The organism is Nonomuraea sp. KM90 (genome assembly GCF_052246675.1).
In the GTDB taxonomy this organism is placed as follows: domain Bacteria; phylum Actinomycetota; class Actinomycetes; order Streptosporangiales; family Streptosporangiaceae; genus Nonomuraea.
Genome location: NZ_JBQQCB010000097.1, coordinates 21,142 through 41,503, shown reverse-complemented (window position 1 = coordinate 41,503; position 20,362 = coordinate 21,142). Strand labels below are relative to the sequence as shown.

The window sequence follows — 20,362 nt, the reverse complement described above, 5'->3', positions numbered from 1 at the left end:
GCCCTCGACCCCCGCTTCACCCGACCGGCCCTCAACCCTCGCTCCATCCGGGCCGCCTTCGACCCCCGCCCCGCCCGGCACACCGTTGCGACCCCTGCCTCCACGGCTACCACCCTCTTCATCAGATTCATCCGGCAAGCCCCCACCGAACGCACCCCCACCCAGCGGCCGCGCGTCACCGCACGCCCACCCTCGGGTTCGGGGCCACGTAGCGGACGTCCACGACCGTCACGTCGCGTACGTAGTCGACCTGGGTGACCACGCAGTGCAGCACCCGCGCCCGCAGCCGGCTCTCGAGATCCACCCGCAGCAGCTCCGGATCGGCGTGTACGACATCCAGCGTCACCACCTGATGGCGCGTGCGGCCGAGCAGCCCGGGATGGTCGGCGATGTACATCACCACCAGCAGCACCCCGTTCAGCAGGAGGGCGGTCAGCGGCCACGATCCGGCGATGCCGTTGACCAGGCCCAGCACGATCGCGATGAAGTAGTAGGCGATCTCCTGCTGCGTGATCTCGCTCGACCGGAGCCGGATGATGGAGAGCACGCCGAACAGCCCGAACCCGACGGCGATGTCGACCCGCTGGACCAGCAGCAGCGACACGACCGCGAAGATGCCCACGTTCAGCGCGACGTAGGCGAACAGCAGGTCGCGCCGATGATGCCGCCGATAGTAGAGACCGTAGGCGAGGACGATGATCGCCACGAGGTCCATCACAAGCCCGGCTACCAAGACCGCTCCTTCCGTCGGTGCCTTGATGAACAGCTTGGCGGGGCACGGTGAAGCGGCGGTGAGCTGATGATTAGGCGACTCTCATCCGGTAGCCCGTGCCCCGGACGGTCTCGATCCGGTCTGCCCCGATCTTGCGTCGCAGGTAGCGCACGTAGACGTCCACCACGTTGGAGCCGGGGTCGAAGTCGAACCCCCACACGTGGCTGAGCAGCTGCTCCCGGGTCAGCACCTGGTCAGGATGGCGGCAGAAGATCTCCGCGAGCGCGAACTCCCTGGTGGACAGGTCGACCGCCCGCTCTCCCACGTAAACCCGCCGGGTGCGCAGATCAAGCGACAAATCGGACACTCGCAGCACCGTCACCTCGGGCGTACGCTCGGCCCGCAAGCGCAACCGCACCCGGGCCAGGAGCTCCTCGAAGGCGAAGGGCTTGGCGATGTAGTCGTCGGCCCCGCCCTCCAGCCCGGCCACCGTGTCGGTCACGCTGTCACGCGCGGTCAAGATGATCACAGGAATGCTCACCATGGCGCCCCGCAGCCGCCGCAACACCGTGAACCCGTCGCTCAACGGCAACCCGATGTCCAGGATGAGCAGATCGAACCCGCCCGCGCTGGCCAGGTCGTAGGCCGCCACCCCGTCGCCCACGACGGCTGTCACGAAGCCGTTGGCCCGCAGCCCCTTCTCCACGAAGGAAGCGATCCTGGCTTCGTCCTCGGCGATCAGAATCCGGTTCAATGCAGCCTCCACAGCTCCCACAGCGGAAGAGACATGACAAAACACGCCCCGCCGCCCGGGGCCTCGGTCACTTTCACGTTGCCTCCATGAGCTTGGGCGATGGATCTGACAATGGCCAACCCCAGGCCGGCGCCGTCGTGGGCGCCGGTGCGGCCGGCGCCGCGGACGAACCGTCCGAAGATCCGCTCGCGCTCCGCCGGCGCGACGCCGGGACCGCTGTCGCGCACCCACAGCTCGACGCGCCCGTCGCGAACGGCGGAGCCGACGGCGATCAGGTCGTCGTCGGCGGTGTGGCGCACGGCGTTGGCCACGAGCTGCATGAGCGCCTGCGTGAGCCGGTGCCGGTCGGCCGGCAGGCGCGCCTCGGCCACCTCGTCGACCCGCCACCGGCGCTCGCCGAGCGCCCGGGCCTTGGCCACCACGCTGACCGTGAGGTCGGCCAGCTCGACGTGGTCCAGCGCCAGGAACCCCGGCTGCTCGGCCTTGGCGAGGGTGAGCAGGTCGTCGACGATGCGGTTCATCCGCTCCAGCTCGTCGGTGACCAGGGCGAGGGTCTCGGCGCGGTCGTCGGGGTCGTCGCCCATGAGCTCCAGGTGACCCCGGATGACGGTGATCGGCGTGCGGAGCTCGTGCCCGGCGTCGTCCATGAAGTGCCGCTGCACGACGAAGGCCTGCTCGAGCCGGTCGAGCATGTGGTTGAACGTCCCCGCGAGCGCGGCCACGTCGTCGTCGCCCGGCACGTCGAGCCGGCGGGTCAGGTCGGAGGAGTCACTGATCTGCTCGGCGGTCTGCCGGACCAGCCGGACCGGCGCCAGCACCTGCCCCGCCACGAGCCATCCGGCCACCCCCGCCAGGCCCATCGCCGCCAGCGCGGACAGCCCGAGCACCCGCACCGCGTCCACGATCTCGTCGCGGTGCTGGTCGTAGAAGATGGCCACGACGAAATGCCCGCGGCGGGTGTCGCCGGCCACGGAGACCGGGATCACCGCGTATTGGACCGTTCCCTGGGTGGTCTCCATCTCGTCGCGGATGACCCGGGTCGCCGTGGCCATCCGCCCGACCAGCTCCTCGTCGGTGTCGAGGCGGACCGGCGGCAGCTTGAAGGGGACCTTGTCCGCCCTCCCGTCGATGATGCTGAAGAAGGTCTCCCGCTGATCGGGAGCGTTGAGCACCAGGTATTTCGTCAGCAGCTCCTGGACGCCGGTCACCGTGCCCCCGGTCTTCGGGTCGAGCGCGGAGCCGGCGTAGTTGCGGAGCTTCTGGACCTCGTTGCCCAGCTCGGCCGTCATGCGATCGTCGAGCCGGGCGAGCAGGATGGTCCAGGTCGCGAAGATCGCGACTGACAGGGCGAGGCCGACGACGGCGAGCATCCAGCCCACGATCCGGGCTCGGGCGCTCACCCGCATCTGGCCTCCCCATCAGTCGTCGCCGTCATCGTCGCCACCACCATCATCGTCGTCATCGTCGCCGCCGCCACCCGGTCTGGGAGAAGGCGGCTCGACCGGCTCGGCCTTGGACCTGCGTGCCGTGGGCCGCTCGCTCGCGCCCGGCTCCGCGCTGCCGCCGGGCTCGGCGCCCGCGCTCCCGGTCGGCGAACCGGCCTTGGACGTCGGCTCCCCGGCCCGCCGGGAGGGCACGGCCGAGGCCGGGGACGACGGTGACGGTGACGGTGACGGCGAGACCACCACGGGCTCGCCCAGATCAGGATTCTGACCCGCCGCCCGCACCAGCCCCATCGACATGACGCCCGCCACTGCCACCCCCAGGGCGAGGAGGATCATCGTTCCCCGATGTTTCATGAGCTCGACCCTGACGCCCTTCGAGGAGACCACGCTGAGGCCCAGATGAGAAACCTCTCATCTAAGTGCACCGCACCACAGTAGAATCTTGTTCTATATGCGGCCCGGGAGGAGCGCTCATGCGAGTACGGGACAAGGTCGTCGTCGTCACGGGCGGGGCGAGCGGGATCGGCCGCGCGCTGGCCCTCAGGTTCGCCGCGGAGGGGGCGGCCGGTGTGGTCGTCGCCGACCTCGACGAGGCGGGCGCCGCCGCGGTGGCCAAGGAGATCGGCGCCCGGGCGACCCCCGTACGCGTGGACGTCTCCGTGGAGGCGGAGGTGGCCGCCCTCGCCGACACCCCGTACGGCCCGGTCGACCTGTTCTGCTCCAACGCCGGCATCATCGGCGGTCACGGCCTGGACGCCCCCGACCAGGAGTGGAACAGCCTGTACGCGGTGAATCTCATGGCCCACGTGTACGCCGCCCGCGCCGTCGTCCCCTCCATGGTCGCCCGGGGCGGCGGCTACCTCCTCAACACCTGCTCGGCCGCCGGTCTGATCGGCTGCCCCGGCGACGCGCCGTACGCGGTGACGAAGGCGGCGGCGGTCGCGTTCGCCGAGTGGCTGGCCATCCACTACGCCTCCAAGGGCATCAAGGTCAGCGTCCTGTGCCCGCAGGGCGTGCGTACGGCGATGCTCGAACGCGGCATCGACGCCGACCACGTGACCGCCAGGGCGGTGCACGCCTCGGGGGCGATCCTGGACCCGGCGGACGTGGCGACGGCGGCCGTCGAGGGCCTGGCCGCGGAGCGTTTCCACATCCTCCCGCACCCGGAGGTCGCGGAGTTCGCCCGCCGCAAGGCCGAGGACCCCGACCGGTGGCTGGCCGGGATGTCGCAATTCGTCGACTCCCTGTCGGAGACCTGAGGCCGTGACCAGCCCCCAGCCGGAGACCTGAGGCCGTGACCCGCCCCAGCCGGAGGCCCGAGGTCGCGAACATCCCGGCCGGAGGCCCGAGGCCATGAACGTCCCCCATCGGAGGTCCCAAGCCATGAACATCGCTGACGGAGGCATGAGGTCATGAACACAGCAGCGGCCCGCCGGGCCTGGCGCCGCCTGGAGCCCGTGCACGGCATGATCTATTTCGTCCCGGAGGCTTCCAGCCGCTACACCAAGCTCGGCCTAACCGGCATGTCCGGATATTTCACCTCCCGCAGCGCCCCCTTCGGCCGCGCCTCCGCCGAGCTGGTCATCGCCACGTTCTACAACTTCTGCCCGACCCTCGTACGCCAGTCACTCCATGACGCCTGGACCATCGTCACCCCGGAGCAGGTCCTCCAGGCCCGCTACGAAGCGGCCGAGGAAGCCTTGCGCCGGGCGGGCCTGCACGAGCTCCCCGACCTCGACCAGACCCTCGCCCTGGCCCGCCGCGCCGCCGAAGCGGCCTGCCTGCACCCCCAGGGCCGCCCCCTCTTCGCCGCCCACGCCACCCTCCCCTGGCCGGACGAGCCGCTCATGCAGCTGTGGCACGCCCAGACCCTGCTGCGCGAGTTCCGCGGCGACGGCCACGTGGCCATGCTCCTCGCCGAGGGCCTGACCGGCCTCGAGGCCCTCGTCCTGCACGCCGCCTCCGGCACCGTCCCCACCCCCTTCCTCAAGATCAGCCGCGCCTGGCCCGAGGAGGACTGGGCGGCCACGGAAGCCGGCCTCCGCGAGCGCGGCCTCCTGGACGGCGACACCCTCACCGAGGCGGGCCAGGCCCTGCGCCGGCACATCGAGGACCGCACGGACGCCCTGGCGATGCCGGCGTACGAGGCGCTGGGCGAGGAGGGCTGCGAACGCCTCGCCGAGCTGGCCCGTCCCTTCGGCCGCCGGGTCGTCGACGCGGGCCTGCTCGGCCTGAGCTGACCGGCGCGACCCCGGGAACGCCGGGACGAGGCGGGCTTCGTCAGCCGATCGGAGCGACCCCGGCGAACGCCGGGCCGAGGCGGGCCTCGAGAGCCGGGGGCAGGGTCTTGAGCGCGGCCCTGATCCGCTCGGCTCCGGCCGCGCCGAAGCGCCCGCGGTGTTTGAGCGCGAGTTGCGCGGCCCTGCCCTGGACGGGGTACGACTCGTGGCCGAACGCCAGCACCAGGGCCGGTGCCAGGTCGTCCGCGAGCGCCGGCGACTCGCGTACCGTCTCGTCGAACCACGTGAGACCGGCGCGCACCAGCTTGGTCTCGGCCCTGAACAGCAGCCCTTCGAGCGCCTCCGTGACCTCGGCGGGATCGTGGGCACCGAGGCTGCGGAGGTGGTGGAGGGCGAGGTCGGCCACCGGGCCCGGCACCACGGGCAGGAGCCGCACGTAGTCGCGGCGGCGGCGCCCCACCTCGGCGGCGGTCGGCGCGAGCAGCTCGTGCAGGCGCGCGAAGAAACGCAGGTCCTGCGCCGTGCCGCCGCGCAGGAAGCGGCGGACGCAACCGTCGAGGATCTCCTCCCGGTCAAGGCCCCCGAGCAGCTTCAGCCAGCCCGTGGGCGGAGCCGCGCGCTCGTGCCGCAGCGCGCGCCCGACCCCCTCGGCCTCGAAGAGGCGGGGCACCAGGGCGGGCATGAGGGGATCGGACGAGGCGGCGACTCCGCCGGAGACCCACGCCACCACCAGCGGATCGTGCGGGGGCGGGGCGACGGCCGTGTGGCGGAGCAGCGCGAGGGCGAGCGGGGCCCCGGGATCCCGCGGGCCCCGGAGCCTGCCGGCCAGGCGGACGGCGAGGTCCGCCTGCCAGGCGGCGGGCCGGTGGCCGAGGAGGCGCACCATCGGCGCCGGGTCCCCGAAGCCGGCGGCCGGCAGGTGACGATGCTCGGTCAGGAGGTCGCGGCGGGTCACCCAGGCGGCCACGGCGGCGGCCGTGCCCAGCGTGCCCGCCCCCGCCAGGCGCGTCAGCTCGGCCCACTGCTCCCAGGGCTCGAGCGGCAGCTCCTCCCAGCCGTCCTCGTTCCACAGCGACGCCCGCCCGGACTCGGCCCGGGCGCGCAGGACGGGGAGGTGGCCGCGGAGCTCCGCGGCCACAGATCCGCGGTCGGCGGGGCTCAAGGTGACCAGCCGGTCGATGAGGTCGTCGGCGTCACCCGCGTGGATGAGGCGGCGGATCTCGTGCCAGGCGGTCATTCTCGGCTCCTCCGACGTCGTTGTGGAAAGAACTGTAGGGGTCCGCCACGACAAACGATCAAGAACCACTGACGAGCCGTTTGAGGCATGAGGCACCGGTTACGTACCAAGCTGATGAGCCTGTGGGAGTACATCGAGGACAGGTGGGATCTCATCGTCTTCGAGGCGGTCCAGCACGCCGCCATGGTCGCCCAATGCGTCCTGGTGGCGGCACTGATCGGCGTGCTCGCGGGCGTGCTCACCTACCGCCGCCCGAAAGTGGCGAACCTGGCGACGGCGAGCGCGGGGGTCCTGTTCACGATCCCGTCGCTGGCCATGCTGGGGCTGCTCATCCCCCTGCTCGGGCTCGGCGTGGCGCCTAGTGTGACCGCCATCGTGCTGTACGCGCTGCTCCCGATCGTCCGCAACACCGTCGTCGGCCTCCAGAGCGTCGACCCCATGCTGGTGGACGCCGCCCGCGGCCTCGGCATGAGCCGCCGCCGGGCGCTGGCCAGGGTCGAGCTGCCGCTGGCCTGGCCGGTGATCCTCACAGGCATCCGCGTCGCCACGCAGCTCTCCATGGGCATCGCCGCCGTCGCCGCGTACGTCTCCGGCCCCGGCCTGGGCGAGCAGATCTTCTCCGGGCTGGCCCGGCTCGGCGGGGCGAACGCCGTCAACTCCACACTGACCGGGACGATCGGGGTGGCGATCCTCGCGCTCGCCTTCGACGCCTGCTTCGTGCTGCTCGGACGGCTCACGACCACACGGGAACGTCCGGCCGCGGGAGGCGCGCGTGGCTGACCGGCCCACCGGCGGCGTGCCGATCGAGCTGCGGAAGGTGACCAAGGCGTTCCCCGGGGGTGAGGCCCCGGCCGTACAGGAGCTGGACCTGCACATCCCGGCAGGCGAGATCGTGGTCCTGCTCGGCCCCTCCGGGTGCGGCAAGACCACGACCATGCGCATGATCAACCGCTTGATCGAGCCCACCTCGGGCGACATCCTCATCGGCGGCCAGAACTCCCGGGACATCGACCCCGACCGGCTGCGGCGGCACATCGGGTACGTCATCCAGCAGGCCGGCCTGTTCCCCCACATGACCGTGGCCGCCAACATCGCCCAGGTGCCCAGGATGCTCGGCTGGGACAAGCGGCGGATCGCCGGGCGCGTCGACGAGCTGCTCACGCTGGTGGGCCTGGAGCCGGACACGTTCCGCGACAGCTTCCCGCGCCGCCTCTCCGGCGGGCAGCAGCAGCGCGTCGGCGTGGCCAGGGCGCTGGCCGCCGACCCTCCCGTGCTGCTCATGGACGAGCCGTTCGGCGCCCTCGACCCCATCAGCCGCGAACGCCTCCAGGACGAGCTCCTCCGCCTCCAGGACGACCTGGCCAAGACGATCGTCTTCGTCACCCACGACGTGGACGAAGCCCTCAAGATCGGCGACCACATCGCGATCATGGAGCGCCCCGGGCACGTCGTGCAGTACGCCAGACCGGCCGAGATCCTCACGAACCCGGCGAGCGAGTACGTCGAGCAGTTCCTGGGCGCCGGCTCCTCCATGCGCCTGCTGCGCCTGACCAAGGTGGGCGACATCGAGCTGGACCAGGTTCCGTACGCCTCCGAGGACGCCGACGCGCACGAGCTGCTCCACGAGGTCGAGCGCGACGGCCGCGGTTACGCGCTGATCACCGACGGGATGCGCCGCCCGCTCAGGTGGATCGCCCTGGCCGACCTCCATGGGCGCATCGGCCGGGTGGGCACGGTCGGCGACCCCGTCACCGCCTCCATCGGGCACCGGATGACGCTGCAGGACGCCCTGGAGGCGCTGCTCAACGCCGACACCGACATCGTGCCGGTGGTGGGCAGGCGGCAGGCGTACGCGGGGGCGCTGTCGCTGGGCACGGTGCAGAGCGCGATCCAGTCGATCAAGGCCCACGAGCGCGAGCGCCGCCTGCGGCGAGGCGATGCCACGTGACCATCGAGAGCGCGGCCGCCAAGGAGGCGGCGACGCCGGAGCCCCGGATCGGCCGGTCGTGGCACGCGTTCCTGCCCCCGCTGTGCTATCTGGCCGTGGGCGTCGCGATGGTGGCCTGCACGCAGGTCGTGCCGCTCGACAGCATCGAGCGCGGCTCGCTCGGCCTGCCGTTCATCCTCCGGCGCACGTGGGAGCACGTCCAGCTGGTGTTCTACTCGACCGTGCTGGTGCTGGCGGTGGCGCTGCCGCTGGGCGTGCTGCTCACCCGGCGCGGGCTGCGCCGGGTGACGCCGATCGTGCTGTCGCTGGTGAACCTGGGTCAGGCCATCCCGTCGGTGGGGCTGGTCGTGCTGCTGGCGGTGCTGTTCCGGATCGGGTTCTGGACGGCGGTGGCGGCGCTGTTCGCGTACGGGCTGCTGCCGACGCTGCGCAACACGATGGTGGGGATCGAGCAGGTGGACCCGCGGCTGGTCGACGCCGGCCGGGGCATCGGCATGTCGGCGGCGGGGGTGCTGTTCCGGGTGGAGCTGCCGATGGCGGCGCCGGTCATCATGTCGGGCGTACGGACCACGCTTGTGCTGAACGTGGGCACGGCGGGCGTCGCGGCGTTCATCGGCGCGGGCGGGCTCGGCGACCTGATCACCGCGGGTGTGAGCACCCAGCGCAACCTGGTCCTGGTAACCGGGTGCGTGCTGATGGCGGTGCTGGCGCTGCTCATCGACTGGCTGGGCGGGCTCGCGCAGCGGCTCCTCGCGCCGAAGGGGCTGTCGTGAGGGCTCTCACGGCCGTGCTGTTCCTGCTCACCGTCGCCGCGTGCGGGCTGCGGCCCGCGTCGTCGTTCGTGCCGCCGGTCGAGCCGGGCAGCATCCGCCCGGTGCCCTCGCTCCAGGGCACGACGGTGCGGGTGACGTCCAAGGAGTTCACCGAGCAGCTGGTGCTCGGCAAGATCGCGGTGCTCGCCCTCACCGCCGCCGGGGCGGACGTGGCCGACCAGACGAACGTCCAGGGCAGCGTGAACGCCCGCGCCTCGCTGACGCGTGGCGACGCCGACCTGATGTGGGAGTACACCGGCACCGGCTGGATCACCTACCTCGGCCAGGCCGACCCGGTGCCGGGGGCGGAGCGGCAGTTCGAGGCCGTACGCGACCTCGACCTGCGCAGGAACGGCATCGTCTGGCTGCCCCCGGCCCCGCTGAACAACAGCTACTCGATCGGCGTCACGCGCGCCACGGCCGGCCGATGGGGCCTGACGAAGATCTCGGACATGACCAGGATCCCCGTGGACCAGCGGACGTACTGCGTCGACCACGAGACCTTCGGCCGGGACGACGGCTTCCTCGGCATGCTGAGAGGCTACGGCCTGGAGTACGGCAAGGACGTCCCCAGGGGGAACGTGCGGCGGGTCTCGGTCGGCGTCCTGTACGACTCCGTCGCCCGCGGCCAGTGCGCCATGGGCATGGTCACCACGACCGACGGCCGCGTCAAGGCCCTCGACCTGGTCCTGCTGGAGGACGACAGGCGCTTCTTCCCCCAGTACAACGCGGCCGTGACCCTGCGGCGCGAGCTGGCCGACGCGCACCCGGAGATCGCGCGCATCTTCGCTCCCATCAGCGCCCGGCTGACCGACGACGTGATGCGCGACCTCAACGCCAAGGTCGACGTGGACGGCGACGTGCCGGTGCTGGTGGCCCGCGACTGGCTGAGGTCACAGGGCTTCGTGAAGTAGGCGATCCGCTGGCGTTAGCCATACCCGAACACGGGCAGGCCGCTGTTCATGTCGGAAACACCACCACCCCAGACCCAGCCGTACCCGGGTCGCACCGGCGAGATGGCGCCGGAGCCGCGTGACGAGATGCGCGACTACGTGGGCCGTGACCTGCTGAGCGGCAGGAAGGCCCTCATCACCGGCGGCGACTCGGGCATCGGCCGGGCGGTCGCCGTGGCCTTCGCCAAGGAGGGGGCGGACGTCGCGATCGCGTACCTGAGCGAGCACGAGGACGCCGCCCACACCCGCAAGCTGGTCGAGGAGACCGGCCGGCGCTGCGTGCTGCTGCCCGGCGACCTGGCCGACAGCGCCCACTGCGCGTCGGTCGTCGAGCAGGCCGTCGCCGAGCTGGGCGGCCTGGACGTGCTGGTGAACAACGTCGCCTACCAGGCGCCGGTGAGCGGTCTGGAGGAGCTGACCGACGAGCAGTGGGAGCGCACGTTCGCGGTCAACATCCACAGCTACTACCGCGTCACCAAGGCGGCCCTCCCGCACCTGCGGGAGGGCTCCGCGATCGTCAACACCTCCTCGATCAACGGCCTGCGCGGCAACAAGTCGCTCATCGACTACGCCGCCACGAAGGGCGCCATCAACGCCTTCACCTACTCCATGGCCCAGAACCTGGTCGAGCGCGGCATCCGGGTCAACGCCGTGGCGCCGGGGCCGGTGTGGACGCCGCTGATCCCGGCCACGATGCCCGAGGAGAAGGTGGGCAAGTTCGGCGAGCACGTGCCGATGGGCCGGCCGGCCGACCCGGACGAGATCGCCCCCTCGTACGTGTTCTTCGCCTCCGGGCGCATGTCGTCGTACTACACCGGCGAGGTGCTGGCCCCCGTCGGCGGGGAGACCCTGCCGGGCTGATCGACGTAGACGGTGCCGCCGCGCTGCCGGAACTCGGCCGACTTCTCCGCGAAGCCCGCCTCCCGGATGTCGTGGCTGATCCGCATCGAGCAGAACTTGGGCCCGCACATCGAGCAGAAGTGCGCGGTCTTGGCAGGTGCGGCGGGCAGCGTCTCGTCGTGGAAGGACCGCGCCGTGTCGGGGTCGAGCGAGAGGTCGAACTGGTCCTCCCAGCGGAACTCGAACCGCGCGTCCGACAGCGCGTCGTCCCACGCCTGCGCCTGCGGGTGCCCCTTGGCCAGGTCGGCGGCGTGGGCGGCGATCTTGTACGTGATCACGCCGGTCTTGACGTCGTCCTTGTCCGGCAGGCCGAGGTGCTCCTTGGGGGTGACGTAGCAGAGCATGGCGGTGCCGAACCAGCCGATCATGGCGGCCCCGATGCCCGAGGTGATGTGGTCGTATCCGGGGGCGATGTCCGTCACCAGCGGGCCCAGCGTGTAGAACGGAGCGTCGTCGCAGAGCTCGCGCTGCAGGTCCACGTTCTCCTTGATCTTGTGCATGGGCACGTGCCCGGGGCCCTCGATCATCACCTGGACGTCGTGCTCACGCGCGATCGCGGTCAGCTCCCCCAGCGTGCGCAGCTCGGCGAACTGGGCCTCGTCGTTGGCGTCGGCGATCGAGCCGGGCCTGAGCCCGTCGCCGAGCGAGAACGACACGTCGTAGCGGGCCAGGATTTCGCACATCTCGGCAAAGTTCTCGTACAGGAAGCTCTCGCGGTGGTGCGCCAGGCACCAGGCGGCCATGATCGAGCCCCCGCGCGAGACGATCCCGGTCTTGCGGCGGGCGGTGAGCGGCACGAACTCCAGCCGCACCCCCGCGTGCACGGTCACGTAGTCGACGCCCTGCTCGCACTGCTCGACCAGCGTGTCGCGGTAGACCTCCCACGACAGCGCCTCCGGCCGGCCCTTGACCTTCTCCAGCGCCTGGTAGATGGGCACGGTGCCGACCGGGACGGGCGAGTTGCGCAGGATCCACTCGCGGGTCTCGTGGATGTCGTCGCCGGTGGACAGGTCCATGATCGTGTCGGCGCCCCAGCGCGTGGCCCAGGTCATCTTCTCGACCTCCTCCTCGATGGAGGAGGTCACGGCGGAGTTGCCGATGTTGGCGTTGATCTTCACCAGGAAGTTGCGGCCGATGATCATCGGCTCGGACTCGGGGTGGTTGACGTTCGCGGGGATGATGGCCCGGCCCGCCGCGACCTCCTGCCGGACGAACTCGGGGGTGACGCCCTCGCGCACGGCCACGAACTCCATCTCCCTGGTCACCAGCCCGCGCCGGGCGCAGGCGACCTGCGTGACCGGCTCGCCCGCCGCCCCACGCTCGCGGATCCACCCCTCGCGCAGGCGGGGCAGCCCCTGCCGGAGGTCGGGCCGGAAGGACGGGTCGGTGTACGGGCCCGAGGTGTCGTACAGCGTCACCGCCGAGCCGTCGGACAGCCGCACCTCGCGCATCGGCACGCGCAGGTCGCCGCGGTAGATCTTGGTGAAGCGCGCGTCAGTCATCGCGCAAACTCCCTTCGCCGGCATTACCCGGAGCAGGTTCTGGCGGTCGGCGGCTGTCAGCCGTCCTCTCAGCCCGGTCTCCACCGGGCTCCCGCGTTGGACGGCGAAGATCGTACCCAGATGTGCCCCCGGCCGAAACCCGCGCGGCGAGGTTTGACGAGCGCCCTCGGCGGTAGGCTCCCCATCAGGGGAAACATGAAGAGAATCGCCGCTGTCGCAGGACTACTCGTCGTGATGGCCGCGTCCGGCGCCACCGCCGCCGCCGGGGACGGCATCGATCAGCACGAAGTAAGCCAGGAACAGTACGACACCCTGATCGCCCAGTGCCGCTACGCCGACACCGGGAAGGCGAAATGCCGGGCCGCGGTCAGAGAGATGTACCGCGTCGGCAGAACCGACAGAAGCCTCGACTGCCGGTCCTACTCCGGCGTGACCGTCTGCGGCACGCTGCGGCTCAGCAGGTCCGAACGCGCGTGCGTCCGTGACTCGGAGGCCCAGGGGCTGCCGTTCCGCCGCGCCGAGGTGGAATGCTACGCGCTGTCCTGAGGGGGCTGGGACGTGATCATCGTAGGGGTGGACGGCTCCCGCACCGGCCTTGAGGCGGCCGGCTGGGCCGCGGCCGAGGCTGAGCTGCGCCAGGCGCCGCTGACCGTCGCGCACGCCGTGCCGAAGTGGGTGTGCGAGCAGGGCGCCGTCCGCTACGCCGAGGTGGCCCGGTGGATGCGCGACGGCGCGAACACGGTGCTCACCTCGGCGGAGGAGCGGGCCCGCCGGGAGTGGCCGCAGGTGCGGGTGGAGGGCGTCCTGCTGCCCGGCGATCCCCGCTCCGCGCTGGTCAAGGCGTCCGAGGGGGCCGAGCTGCTGGTCGTCGGCAGCCGCGGGATCGGCGGCGTCCGGGGGTTGCTGGTCGGGTCGGTCGCGTACGGGGTGTCCGCGCACGCGCGTACGAACGTCGTACTGATCCACGGGCGCCCCGACACCCCGCGCGGCGAGATCGTGGCCGGGACCGACGGCTCGCCCGGCGCCGGGCGGGCACTGGAGTTCGCCTTCCACGAGGCCGAGCTGCGCGGCGCCCGGCTGCACGCCGTACAGGCGTGGGCCTGGCCGCACGTGAGCGGCTTCGAGCCGGCCGACCGCGAGAGCGAGCAGGACACGCTGCGGAGGTTGAAGGAGTCGCTGACCGCGCACCGGGAGCGGCATCCCGGGGTGGACGTGGTGGCGGAGGTCGTCCACGGGCACCCCATGTAGGTGCTCAAGGAGGCCGCTTCCGGCGCCGACCTGCTCGTGGTCGGCTCGCGCGGGCACGGCCAGCTCGCGGGCATGCTCATCGGCTCGATCAGCCAGGCCCTGCTCCACCACGCCCCCTGCCCCCTGGCCGTGGTCCGCGCCTGAAAGTTACATGCGTCGCCCCAGGTCACGCCCCCGCGATGATCGTCTCCCTTTCCGCCGCGAGCCCGCGCTCCTACGATCTGCGCAGGCTACGACGGGAGCAGACGATGCCCAAGACCGGCGCCGCGCTGGCCGCGATGCTGGCCCTGGCCGCCGCGGTGTTGTTCGCCACCACCGCATCGGCCGGCGCCGCCGCCACCAGGATCATGCCCCTGGGCGACTCGATCACCGGATCCCCCGGCTGCTGGCGGGCCCTGCTCTGGAACCGCCTCCAGAGCACCGGCCACACGAACGTCGACTTCGTCGGCACCCTCCCGCCCCAGGGCTGCGGGGTCGCGCACGACGGCGACAACGAGGGCCACGGCGGCTACCTCGCCACCAACATCGCCGGCCAGAACCTGCTGCCCGGCTGGCTCTCCGCCACCCGGCCCGACGTCGTGCTGATGCACCTGGGCACCAACGACGTGTGGAGCAACATCGCGCCGGCGACGATCCTCGGCTCGTTCACCACGCTCGTCAACCAGATGCGGGCGAGCAACCCCGGCATGAAGATCCTCGTCGCCAAGATCATCCCGATGAACCCGTCCTCCTGCGCGGACTGCGCCCAGCGGGCCGTGAACTTCAACAACGCCATCCCCGCCTGGGCCGCGGCCACCAGCACCGCACAGTCGCCGATCACGGTCGTGGACCAGTGGACGGGCTTCAGCACGGCCACCGACACCTACGACGGGGTGCACCCGAACGCCGCGGGCGACCAGAAGATGTCCGACAAGTGGTACCCGCCCCTGGTCGAGGCCCTGTCCGGCACCGCCACGCCCACCGCCACCACCACGACCCCGCCGCCGCCCGGCGGCTGCACGGCCACGTACAGCAACACCGGTCAGTGGCAGGGCGGCTTCCAGGGCGAGGTCATCGTCAAGAACACCGGCACCACGCCGATGAACGCGTGGACGGTGGCGTGGACGTTCGCCGACGGCCAGCGGGTCACCCAGCTCTGGGGCGGCACGCTTAGCGCGAGCGGCTCCTCGGTGACGGTACGCAACGCCGGCTGGAACGGCCTGCTGGCGCCCGGGGCCTCCACCGCGTTCGGCTTCCTGGCCTCCTGGAACGGCACCAACACGGCCCCCACGCCTAGTTGCTCAGCGTGATGTCCGCCATCCGGGGCGCCGCCAGCCGTACGTAGTCGTCGGTCGCCAGCGCCACGGAGCGGTCGAGCCGGGCGGCGTTGAAGTACAGCTCGGGCCGGTCCAGCAGCGAGGGATCGGCGACCAGCTCGAGCCGGGAGTCGTAGCTGAAGGGCAGCACGGTCCCGCTCACGCTCCCGGCCAGCTCCTCGGCCTTCTCCTTGCCGGCGAAGGCCACGTACGTGCCGTCGAGCAGCGCCTTGACCGCCTGGAGGTCGAGCCGGGCATCGCCGGGCACGACGGCCAGCACGTGCCGGGTCTGCTTCTTGCCGACCTTGACCATCACGATCAGGCACTTGGCGGCCTGCGCGACGTCGTGCCCGCGCAGCGCGCTGACCAGCTCCGTACGTCCCTCGGGCGCGTGGTCGATCACCCGATAGCGCGCCCCGGCGGCGTCCATGTCGGCGATCAGGCGCTCGTAGGCGGCGTTCGGCTCACCAGTCACTGCTCAACAACTCCTTCGCGGCGGCGATCCGGCCCTCGTCGCGCTGGTAGAACACCCACTGCTTGATCTTGCGGCCGCGGATCAGCCCCGCCTTGGCCAGCACCTTGAGATGCTCGCCGCAGGTGGGCTGGCTCACGCCGAGCTTCTCGGCGATGAACAGCGAGCAGACCCCGTCGCGTACGAGATCGCCGTCGCGCTGCGGCGGGAAGTGCCGCTCGGGGTCGCGCAGCCACTCCAGGATCAGCAGCCTCTTGTCATTGGCCAGCGCCTTGACCAGGTCGACGTCCAGCACAAAGGCATTATGGCAATTAGCTAATTACCTATCTACCGTCGCGTCTACCCGTCGCCCGGAGCCGCGGTCACTTGGCGGCCGTCACCACGGGAGCCCCCTCGCTGGCCTGCACCAGCACGAACCCCTGCCCCCTGAACGCCAGTTGCATGGCCTCCCCGCTCCCCCGCCCGATCAACGCCCCCACCTTCATCGTCCGGTTGACGCCGACCTCCAGCCCCGCGCTCCAGCAGACCGCCGACTGACCATCGGCGAACGTCGGCATGCGAGCCGCGTCGAGCAGCACCGGCGTGCCATGCGTGGTCACCGCCACCCACCCCGTCCCGGTGACCGTGGTGTTGAACAGCCCGCCGGCCGCGACCCCCGCACCCTGCACGCGCTGGATGTCCCAGGAAAGCTGCGGCTGGAAGGCCAGCAGGTTGCGCCCGTTGACCGTGATGCCCTCGTTCTCCAGGTAGAACAGGTGGATGTCGTCGGCGTTGTCAGCGAGATAGAGCAGCCCCTGGCCGCGTACGCGCATGAGCGAGCCACCCTCGCCCGTCATGGCCTTCTTGAACATCTTCCCGAGGCTGCCCGCGCCCTCGTAGTCGAAGTCCATCTGCCCCTGGAAGGCGACCATGGACCCCTGCTTGGCCAGCACCTCGTGGGGCAACTGGACGCGGAGCATCTTCCCGTTCTCCAGGGCGAAACCGGGGGGCAGTTGCTGGGGGTCGAGGTTGCCGAAGATCGAGCTGCGCACGTTTTCCAGCCTTTCGGAGAGAGGTGATGCGGCCAGCGTACGGAACAACCCACCCACGCGGATCGAGCCCCCGCTCAGCCCCGGCCAGCCCGACTGCCATCACCCTCGAACACGGCGACGCTCGCAAGCCCGCCGAGCCTCCTCAACACCCACCCCACCCACGCACGCACCCACCAGCTCAGGGCCGGGAACCCGCCGCCAGATCCCGAACAACCTGAATCAACTCAGCAGGATCGAACGGCTTGGTCAGATAGGCATCCACCCCGATGCCCCGCCCCCGCATCTTGTCGTCGTCCTGAGCCCTGGCCGTGATGAGCACCACCTTGATGTGACTGGTGGCCTCCTCCGTCCGCAACCTCTGCGCCGTCGTCCACCCGTCCAGGAACGGCATCATCACATCAAGCGTGATGACGTCGGGCATGACGTCGAGCACCCGATCGAGGCAGTCCTGCCCATCCGTGGCGGTCACCACCTCGAACCCCTCCAGGTTCAGGTTCACCGCGATGAGCTGCCGGATGACCTCGTCGTCATCCACGACCAGTACTTTCCCAAGAACCTCACCCACGGGCGCAAAGTTACCTGTAGCGGGCTGGTCACGGGTGGTTTTCGCTGGATGCGTTCAAGGAGCTCTAATCTGGTGCCGAGTGGTGTCGGGATGCTGATAGCCTTATCACTCGTCGCCCCCTTAGCTCAGGGGATAGAGCACCGGCCTCCGGAGCCGGGTGCGTAGGTTCGAATCCTACAGGGGGCACGCAGAACAAGGGAAACATCATCGGTCGCCGATCCTCCTCCGGGAGGGTCGGCGATTTTGCTTGTCAGAGCTTTGATCGCGGGCAAGTTGTCCTCCTTGACAGTGATGCGGATGAGCACCTCGTGGGTGTCCACTCGGTAGCGAAGTTCGAGGTTGAACGCGTCGAAGAGCTTGCGCTGCAGGTCCTCGCCAACAGTGCTGAGGTCAGCGGCGAGTCGCGGGAGCTCGTTGAGCAGCTCCGTATCCTCATCTGGCGGAGTGCTGGCGGCCAAGGTCTTAAGCTCTTCGAGCTTCGTCTTCCGGATGCGGGCGAGGTCGGCGTATCGGCGCTGAAGACGTTCGCGGAAGTCCTGGTCGATCTCCTCATCGCCGCTGGGGAGTTGCTCTTCGATCTGAGTCAGGACGTTGTCCTGACGTTTGCCTAGGTCAAGAATTTCCTTCTTGAGCAGGTCACCGCGGGTTTGACCTTCTGAGGGCTTCTTAGGGAGTTGTCGGCGCAGGCTCTCGATGTACGGGGCGCTGAAGACGCGGACGGCGAAGAATTCGTGCACCAGATCGAGTAGATCATCTTCGCGAACCCACAGGCTCTTGGGGTGGCTGGCGTACCAGTCGCGACGATCCTTGTGGTGACGCATGTCGGGCTCGCACGCGTAGTACTGGGTGTTCCTGCGGCTCTTGCCGTGCATGCGCCTATCGCAGATGTCGCAGATGAGATACGAGCGGAGCTCGTACGTGCGGTTGGTCTGGGGGTGGCTGCTGGCGCCTGGAGCCGTTCGCGAGCCTTGCCGGCCTCGGCCGATCGTGGAGGCTGACTGGAAGAGTTCCTTGGTCACCAGCGGCTCATGCGTGGGACGGGGCGACCAGACCCACTCGCTGATCGGGTTGTTCTTGCCGCCCTTCTTCGTGGCGCGGCGATTCCACACCATGTAGCCGGTGTACTTGGGATTGGAGAGGACCTCCCGAACAGCGGAGCCGCTCCAACGCCCCAGGGCACGTCTCGGATCCACCGGCATCGGAGGTGGATATTTCTCAGGCTCAAGGTTGAGTTTGTCGGCGATGGCGTCGTAGCCCAGCTTGTGGACGGCGCGGAGCAGGAAGATGTGTGTGACCGTCGGCCCTTCGACAGGGTGCGGTACAAGCCTGCTCTTGCTCTTGCCCTCCGCACGCTTGGCGGCCACCGGATGGGGGATCTTCTTGGCCCGGTAGCCGTAGCAGGCCTTGCCGACGTTCCAGCCTTGCTCGGTGTGCTCGCAGAAGGCGTCCCAGGACAGCTCCAGCATCTGGAGCACGTACCACTCGGCTACAGCCTGCTTGACGCGCCTGGTCAGCACCGGAGTAGCGCGCTTGCGCGAGCGGCCGCCCTTAGGGCGGCCGAGCTGCGGCATCGGTTCGTCAGCGGCCAGGAGCATGACGCCGGCCTGCTCCAGCTCGTACTCGATCTTCGTTCCGAAGTACGTGCGCCGAGCCACTCTTTCGACGGACTCGCAGATCACGGCGGCGAAACGGCGATCAGGTCGCTTCGCCTCCGCCAGAAGGTCGCGAATGCTGCCGTCGCGGGCGATCGGAATGTCGAATGCCTCATGTGCATGGCCGCGTCCACGCGCGGCGAGATCCATGCGCCCGGACTCCACGTCATAGAAGTGGGCGACGATCACGCATCCTTCCGGCAGTGCGTCACGGGAGGAGCGGAGTTGCCGGGGCAGCGAAAGGGTGGGGTCTTGCTGGTCATCTGTGGAGGTGCGGCCGAGCCAGGCCACCGAGAGAGGAATCCCGGAGGCCTGGACGGCTGCGACGCCATCGGCGTCATCCCAGGGGAAGGTCACGTTTTGTGGCGCTCCACCAGGCAATGCAGGACCTCCCAGATAGCGGCGAGCTGGCGCGCCTCGATCTCGTCGCCCTCAGCGCCGCTGACGGTGATGATCTCGATGCGCACGCTCGGCCGACGATTTCTCTGTCGGCCAGACCCTGAACAGTACGCTGCAGAAGCCGGTTCGGGAGGCCCTGAGCAGGCCCTTTGTAGCCCCTGAGTCACCCTTCCGGCTCCTCTGGACTCGACTCGGCCGCGGCGGCGACGATGCGTGCACGGGCCAGATCGCAGAACGGTTCGCTGATCTCGATCCCGATGAATGATCTGTCGAGTTGCCGTGCGGCAAGCGCAGTGGTTGCCGCTCCTGCGAACGGATCACAGACGGTGCCGGCAGGACGGCAGCCGGCGGCAATGGCCCGCAGCGGGATGTCGATGGGGAATGCCGCGAAGTGTGCCGCCTTGAGCGGACGCGTTGAGATTGACCACACGTCCCCTGGGTTCCTGCCGTTGGGGTGTGCCACCGCGTGTCTCCGCCCTGTGGGGAGCATGGCATTGCCGTAGTGCTTGCCGCAGAAGGCATCTCGGTCGTCCTGGTACTTGCCGTCGAGATGCCTGGAGGTCCGGACGTTGCCCCCTGGTTTGCCACCGCAGCGTGTTCGACGGGTCGAGGAGCGGGCTTCGCTGTGGGGCTCTCGGATGGCGTCCAGGTCGAACCAGTAACGCTGCTGCTTGACCATCAAGAAGATCATCTCGTGTCGGGTTGAGACTCTGTCCAGGACGGACTGCGGCATCGCGTTGGGCTTGTGCCAGATGATGGCATTCCGCAGGATCCAGCCGTCCTCCTGGAGGGCGAAGGCGACGCGCCATGGCATGCCGAGCAAGTTCTTCGGCGGCACGGACAGCCGGGAGCGGGGACGCACGACCGGTTGGTGTGGGTTGTAGTCGGCGCCACGTGCCCATCCGTCGGAGTTGGCGGCGTAGGAGTCTCCGAGGTTGAGCCAGAGCGTCCCGTCGTCGGCCAGCACCCTGCGCGCCTCGCAGAAGGTTTTTTGGAGCGTCTCGATATAGGCGGCCAGAGTGGGTTCTTGGCCGTACTGACCCTCCACTCCGTAGTCGCGAAGGCCGTAGTACGGCGGGCTGGTGACGATGCAGTCCACGGAGCCGGCGGGGAGTTCGGCGAGCACTTCGCGTGCGTCGCCGAGGTAGAGGGTGGAGGGGCCGTTGGTCCAGTAGGGCTGCCTCATCGCGCCGACCT

General features: G+C 70.0%; 21 protein-coding genes, 1 tRNA gene, 2 pseudogenes and 1 riboswitch. Of the genes and pseudogenes, 12 read left to right on the top strand and 12 right to left on the bottom strand.

Going from position 1 to position 20,362, the window contains the following annotated elements; translation table 11 throughout:
* Window positions 1–175 precede the first annotated feature (175 nt).
* The 4 genes from ACTWPW_RS48215 to ACTWPW_RS48200 all read right to left on the bottom strand — a co-directional run bounded on the left by ACTWPW_RS48215 (window position 176) and on the right by ACTWPW_RS48200 (window position 3,265).
* Window positions 176–715: a DUF4956 domain-containing protein gene (locus ACTWPW_RS48215; protein WP_364120869.1), complete on the bottom strand. Its 540-nt coding sequence runs from the start codon at window positions 713–715 to the stop codon at window positions 176–178.
* Between the two features lie 88 nt (window positions 716–803).
* Window positions 804–1,466: a response regulator transcription factor gene (locus tag ACTWPW_RS48210; protein WP_375113061.1), complete on the bottom strand. Its 663-nt coding sequence runs from the start codon at window positions 1,464–1,466 to the stop codon at window positions 804–806.
* Window positions 1,463–2,866: a sensor histidine kinase gene (locus ACTWPW_RS48205; RefSeq protein ID WP_375113060.1), complete on the bottom strand. Its 1,404-nt coding sequence runs from the start codon at window positions 2,864–2,866 to the stop codon at window positions 1,463–1,465. The genes ACTWPW_RS48210 and ACTWPW_RS48205 overlap by 4 nt, the downstream gene beginning before the upstream one ends.
* An 18-nt stretch (window positions 2,867–2,884) precedes the next feature.
* Window positions 2,885–3,265, bottom strand: coding sequence for a hypothetical protein (locus tag ACTWPW_RS48200; RefSeq protein WP_443172754.1), 381 nt, complete (start codon window positions 3,263–3,265; stop codon window positions 2,885–2,887).
* A gap of 119 nt (window positions 3,266–3,384) precedes the next feature.
* On the opposite strand from ACTWPW_RS48200, the gene ACTWPW_RS48195 reads away from it, so the two are divergent.
* Window positions 3,385–4,170: an SDR family oxidoreductase gene (locus ACTWPW_RS48195; RefSeq protein WP_375113058.1), complete on the top strand. Its 786-nt coding sequence runs from the start codon at window positions 3,385–3,387 to the stop codon at window positions 4,168–4,170.
* Window positions 4,171–4,323: 153 nt separating this feature from the next.
* Window positions 4,324–5,151 carry an SCO6745 family protein gene (locus ACTWPW_RS48190; protein WP_443172753.1) on the top strand — a complete coding sequence of 276 codons (828 nt, stop codon included), beginning with the start codon at window positions 4,324–4,326 and terminating at the stop codon, window positions 5,149–5,151.
* A gap of 40 nt (window positions 5,152–5,191) precedes the next feature.
* Here the strand turns inward: ACTWPW_RS48190 and ACTWPW_RS48185 are convergent, their stop codons facing one another.
* Window positions 5,192–6,388, bottom strand: coding sequence for a hypothetical protein (locus tag ACTWPW_RS48185; protein ID WP_443172752.1), 1,197 nt, complete (start codon window positions 6,386–6,388; stop codon window positions 5,192–5,194).
* An 87-nt stretch (window positions 6,389–6,475) separates the two neighbouring features.
* On the opposite strand from ACTWPW_RS48185, the gene ACTWPW_RS48180 reads away from it, so the two are divergent.
* The 5 genes from ACTWPW_RS48180 to ACTWPW_RS48160 are packed head-to-tail and all read left to right on the top strand — an operon-like array spanning window position 6,476 to window position 10,962.
* Window positions 6,476–7,168: an ABC transporter permease gene (locus ACTWPW_RS48180; RefSeq protein ID WP_443172751.1), complete on the top strand. Its 693-nt coding sequence runs from the start codon at window positions 6,476–6,478 to the stop codon at window positions 7,166–7,168.
* Window positions 7,161–8,336: an ABC transporter ATP-binding protein gene (locus ACTWPW_RS48175; RefSeq protein WP_375113057.1), complete on the top strand. Its 1,176-nt coding sequence runs from the start codon at window positions 7,161–7,163 to the stop codon at window positions 8,334–8,336. Before ACTWPW_RS48180 ends, ACTWPW_RS48175 begins: the two co-directional genes overlap by 8 nt.
* A complete protein-coding gene (locus tag ACTWPW_RS48170; RefSeq protein ID WP_443172750.1) occupies window positions 8,333–9,109 on the top strand; it encodes an ABC transporter permease in 777 nt (258 codons plus the stop codon). Before ACTWPW_RS48175 ends, ACTWPW_RS48170 begins: the two co-directional genes overlap by 4 nt.
* On the top strand, window positions 9,106–10,062 hold the full coding sequence (locus tag ACTWPW_RS48165; protein WP_443172749.1) for a glycine betaine ABC transporter substrate-binding protein: 957 nt from the start codon (window positions 9,106–9,108) through the stop codon (window positions 10,060–10,062). The genes ACTWPW_RS48170 and ACTWPW_RS48165 overlap by 4 nt, the downstream gene beginning before the upstream one ends.
* Window positions 10,063–10,110: 48 nt before the next feature.
* Entirely contained in the window at window positions 10,111–10,962 is an 852-nt protein-coding gene (locus ACTWPW_RS48160; protein ID WP_375113054.1) for an SDR family oxidoreductase, read from the top strand.
* Here ACTWPW_RS48160 and thiC read toward each other — a convergent pair.
* A complete protein-coding gene (thiC, locus tag ACTWPW_RS48155) occupies window positions 10,911–12,503 on the bottom strand; it encodes a phosphomethylpyrimidine synthase ThiC (protein ID WP_443172748.1) in 1,593 nt (530 codons plus the stop codon). The genes ACTWPW_RS48160 and thiC overlap by 52 nt on opposite strands.
* A riboswitch (TPP riboswitch) is annotated at window positions 12,496–12,608 on the bottom strand. Its footprint overlaps the gene before it by 8 nt.
* Before the next feature lie 90 nt (window positions 12,609–12,698).
* On the opposite strand from thiC, the gene ACTWPW_RS48150 reads away from it, so the two are divergent.
* The 3 genes and pseudogenes from ACTWPW_RS48150 (at window position 12,699) to ACTWPW_RS48140 (ending at window position 15,040) form a co-directional block, all read left to right on the top strand.
* The gene (locus tag ACTWPW_RS48150; RefSeq protein ID WP_375113052.1) at window positions 12,699–13,049 is read left to right on the top strand and encodes a hypothetical protein; all 351 of its coding nucleotides are present in this window, start codon (window positions 12,699–12,701) and stop codon (window positions 13,047–13,049) included.
* 12 nt (window positions 13,050–13,061) lie between these two features.
* A pseudogene (locus ACTWPW_RS48145) lies at window positions 13,062–13,895 on the top strand (universal stress protein).
* A 35-nt stretch (window positions 13,896–13,930) separates the two neighbouring features.
* Window positions 13,931–15,040, top strand: a complete 1,110-nt coding sequence (locus ACTWPW_RS48140) for a cellulose binding domain-containing protein (RefSeq protein WP_443172747.1) — start codon at window positions 13,931–13,933, stop codon at window positions 15,038–15,040.
* Here the strand turns inward: ACTWPW_RS48140 and ACTWPW_RS48135 are convergent.
* The 4 genes from ACTWPW_RS48135 to ACTWPW_RS48120 form a co-directional block, all read right to left on the bottom strand.
* Complete coding sequence (locus ACTWPW_RS48135) at window positions 15,024–15,521, bottom strand: YbaK/prolyl-tRNA synthetase associated domain-containing protein (RefSeq protein ID WP_375113049.1); 498 nt, start codon at window positions 15,519–15,521, stop codon at window positions 15,024–15,026. The genes ACTWPW_RS48140 and ACTWPW_RS48135 overlap by 17 nt on opposite strands.
* Window positions 15,511–15,813 carry an ArsR/SmtB family transcription factor gene (locus ACTWPW_RS48130; protein ID WP_375113048.1) on the bottom strand — a complete coding sequence of 101 codons (303 nt, stop codon included), beginning with the start codon at window positions 15,811–15,813 and terminating at the stop codon, window positions 15,511–15,513. The genes ACTWPW_RS48135 and ACTWPW_RS48130 overlap by 11 nt, the downstream gene beginning before the upstream one ends.
* Before the next feature lie 67 nt (window positions 15,814–15,880).
* Complete coding sequence (locus tag ACTWPW_RS48125; RefSeq protein WP_375113047.1) at window positions 15,881–16,549, bottom strand: AIM24 family protein; 669 nt, start codon at window positions 16,547–16,549, stop codon at window positions 15,881–15,883.
* Between the two features lie 178 nt (window positions 16,550–16,727).
* Window positions 16,728–17,114: a response regulator transcription factor gene (locus ACTWPW_RS48120; protein ID WP_375113046.1), complete on the bottom strand. Its 387-nt coding sequence runs from the start codon at window positions 17,112–17,114 to the stop codon at window positions 16,728–16,730.
* A gap of 114 nt (window positions 17,115–17,228) precedes the next feature.
* Here ACTWPW_RS48120 and ACTWPW_RS48115 point away from each other — a divergent pair.
* Window positions 17,229–17,300, top strand: a tRNA-Arg gene (locus ACTWPW_RS48115).
* 122 nt (window positions 17,301–17,422) lie between these two features.
* On the top strand, window positions 17,423–17,725 hold the full coding sequence (locus ACTWPW_RS48110; protein ID WP_443172746.1) for a hypothetical protein: 303 nt from the start codon (window positions 17,423–17,425) through the stop codon (window positions 17,723–17,725).
* 387 nt (window positions 17,726–18,112) lie between these two features.
* On the opposite strand, the pseudogene ACTWPW_RS48105 reads toward ACTWPW_RS48110, so the two are convergent.
* Together ACTWPW_RS48105 and ACTWPW_RS48100 are read right to left on the bottom strand one after the other, a co-directional pair.
* Window positions 18,113–18,580 (bottom strand): annotated as a pseudogene (locus ACTWPW_RS48105) (recombinase family protein); the annotation flags it as partial.
* A 748-nt stretch (window positions 18,581–19,328) separates the two neighbouring features.
* Window positions 19,329–20,351, bottom strand: coding sequence for a DNA methyltransferase (locus ACTWPW_RS48100; protein WP_443172745.1), 1,023 nt, complete (start codon window positions 20,349–20,351; stop codon window positions 19,329–19,331).
* Window positions 20,352–20,362: the final 11 nt, after the last annotated feature.

Bases quoted from the DNA above. Each gene is read 5' to 3' on its own strand.
- ACTWPW_RS48215 (WP_364120869.1), bottom strand. From the start codon at position 715: ATGGACCTCGTGGCGATCATCGTCCTCGCCTACGGTCTCTACTATCGG.
- ACTWPW_RS48200 (WP_443172754.1), bottom strand. From the start codon at position 3,265: ATGAAACATCGGGGAACGATGATCCTCCTCGCCCTGGGGGTGGCAGTG.
- ACTWPW_RS48195 (WP_375113058.1), top strand. From the start codon at position 3,385: ATGCGAGTACGGGACAAGGTCGTCGTCGTCACGGGCGGGGCGAGCGGG.
- ACTWPW_RS48190 (WP_443172753.1), top strand. From the start codon at position 4,324: ATGAACACAGCAGCGGCCCGCCGGGCCTGGCGCCGCCTGGAGCCCGTG.
- ACTWPW_RS48185 (WP_443172752.1), bottom strand. From the start codon at position 6,388: ATGACCGCCTGGCACGAGATCCGCCGCCTCATCCACGCGGGTGACGCC.
- ACTWPW_RS48180 (WP_443172751.1), top strand. From the start codon at position 6,476: ATGAGGCACCGGTTACGTACCAAGCTGATGAGCCTGTGGGAGTACATC.
- ACTWPW_RS48160 (WP_375113054.1), top strand. From the start codon at position 10,111: ATGTCGGAAACACCACCACCCCAGACCCAGCCGTACCCGGGTCGCACC.
- thiC (WP_443172748.1), bottom strand. From the start codon at position 12,503: ATGACTGACGCGCGCTTCACCAAGATCTACCGCGGCGACCTGCGCGTG.
- ACTWPW_RS48150 (WP_375113052.1), top strand. From the start codon at position 12,699: ATGAAGAGAATCGCCGCTGTCGCAGGACTACTCGTCGTGATGGCCGCG.
- ACTWPW_RS48140 (WP_443172747.1), top strand. From the start codon at position 13,931: ATGATCGTCTCCCTTTCCGCCGCGAGCCCGCGCTCCTACGATCTGCGC.
- ACTWPW_RS48100 (WP_443172745.1), bottom strand. From the start codon at position 20,351: ATGAGGCAGCCCTACTGGACCAACGGCCCCTCCACCCTCTACCTCGGC.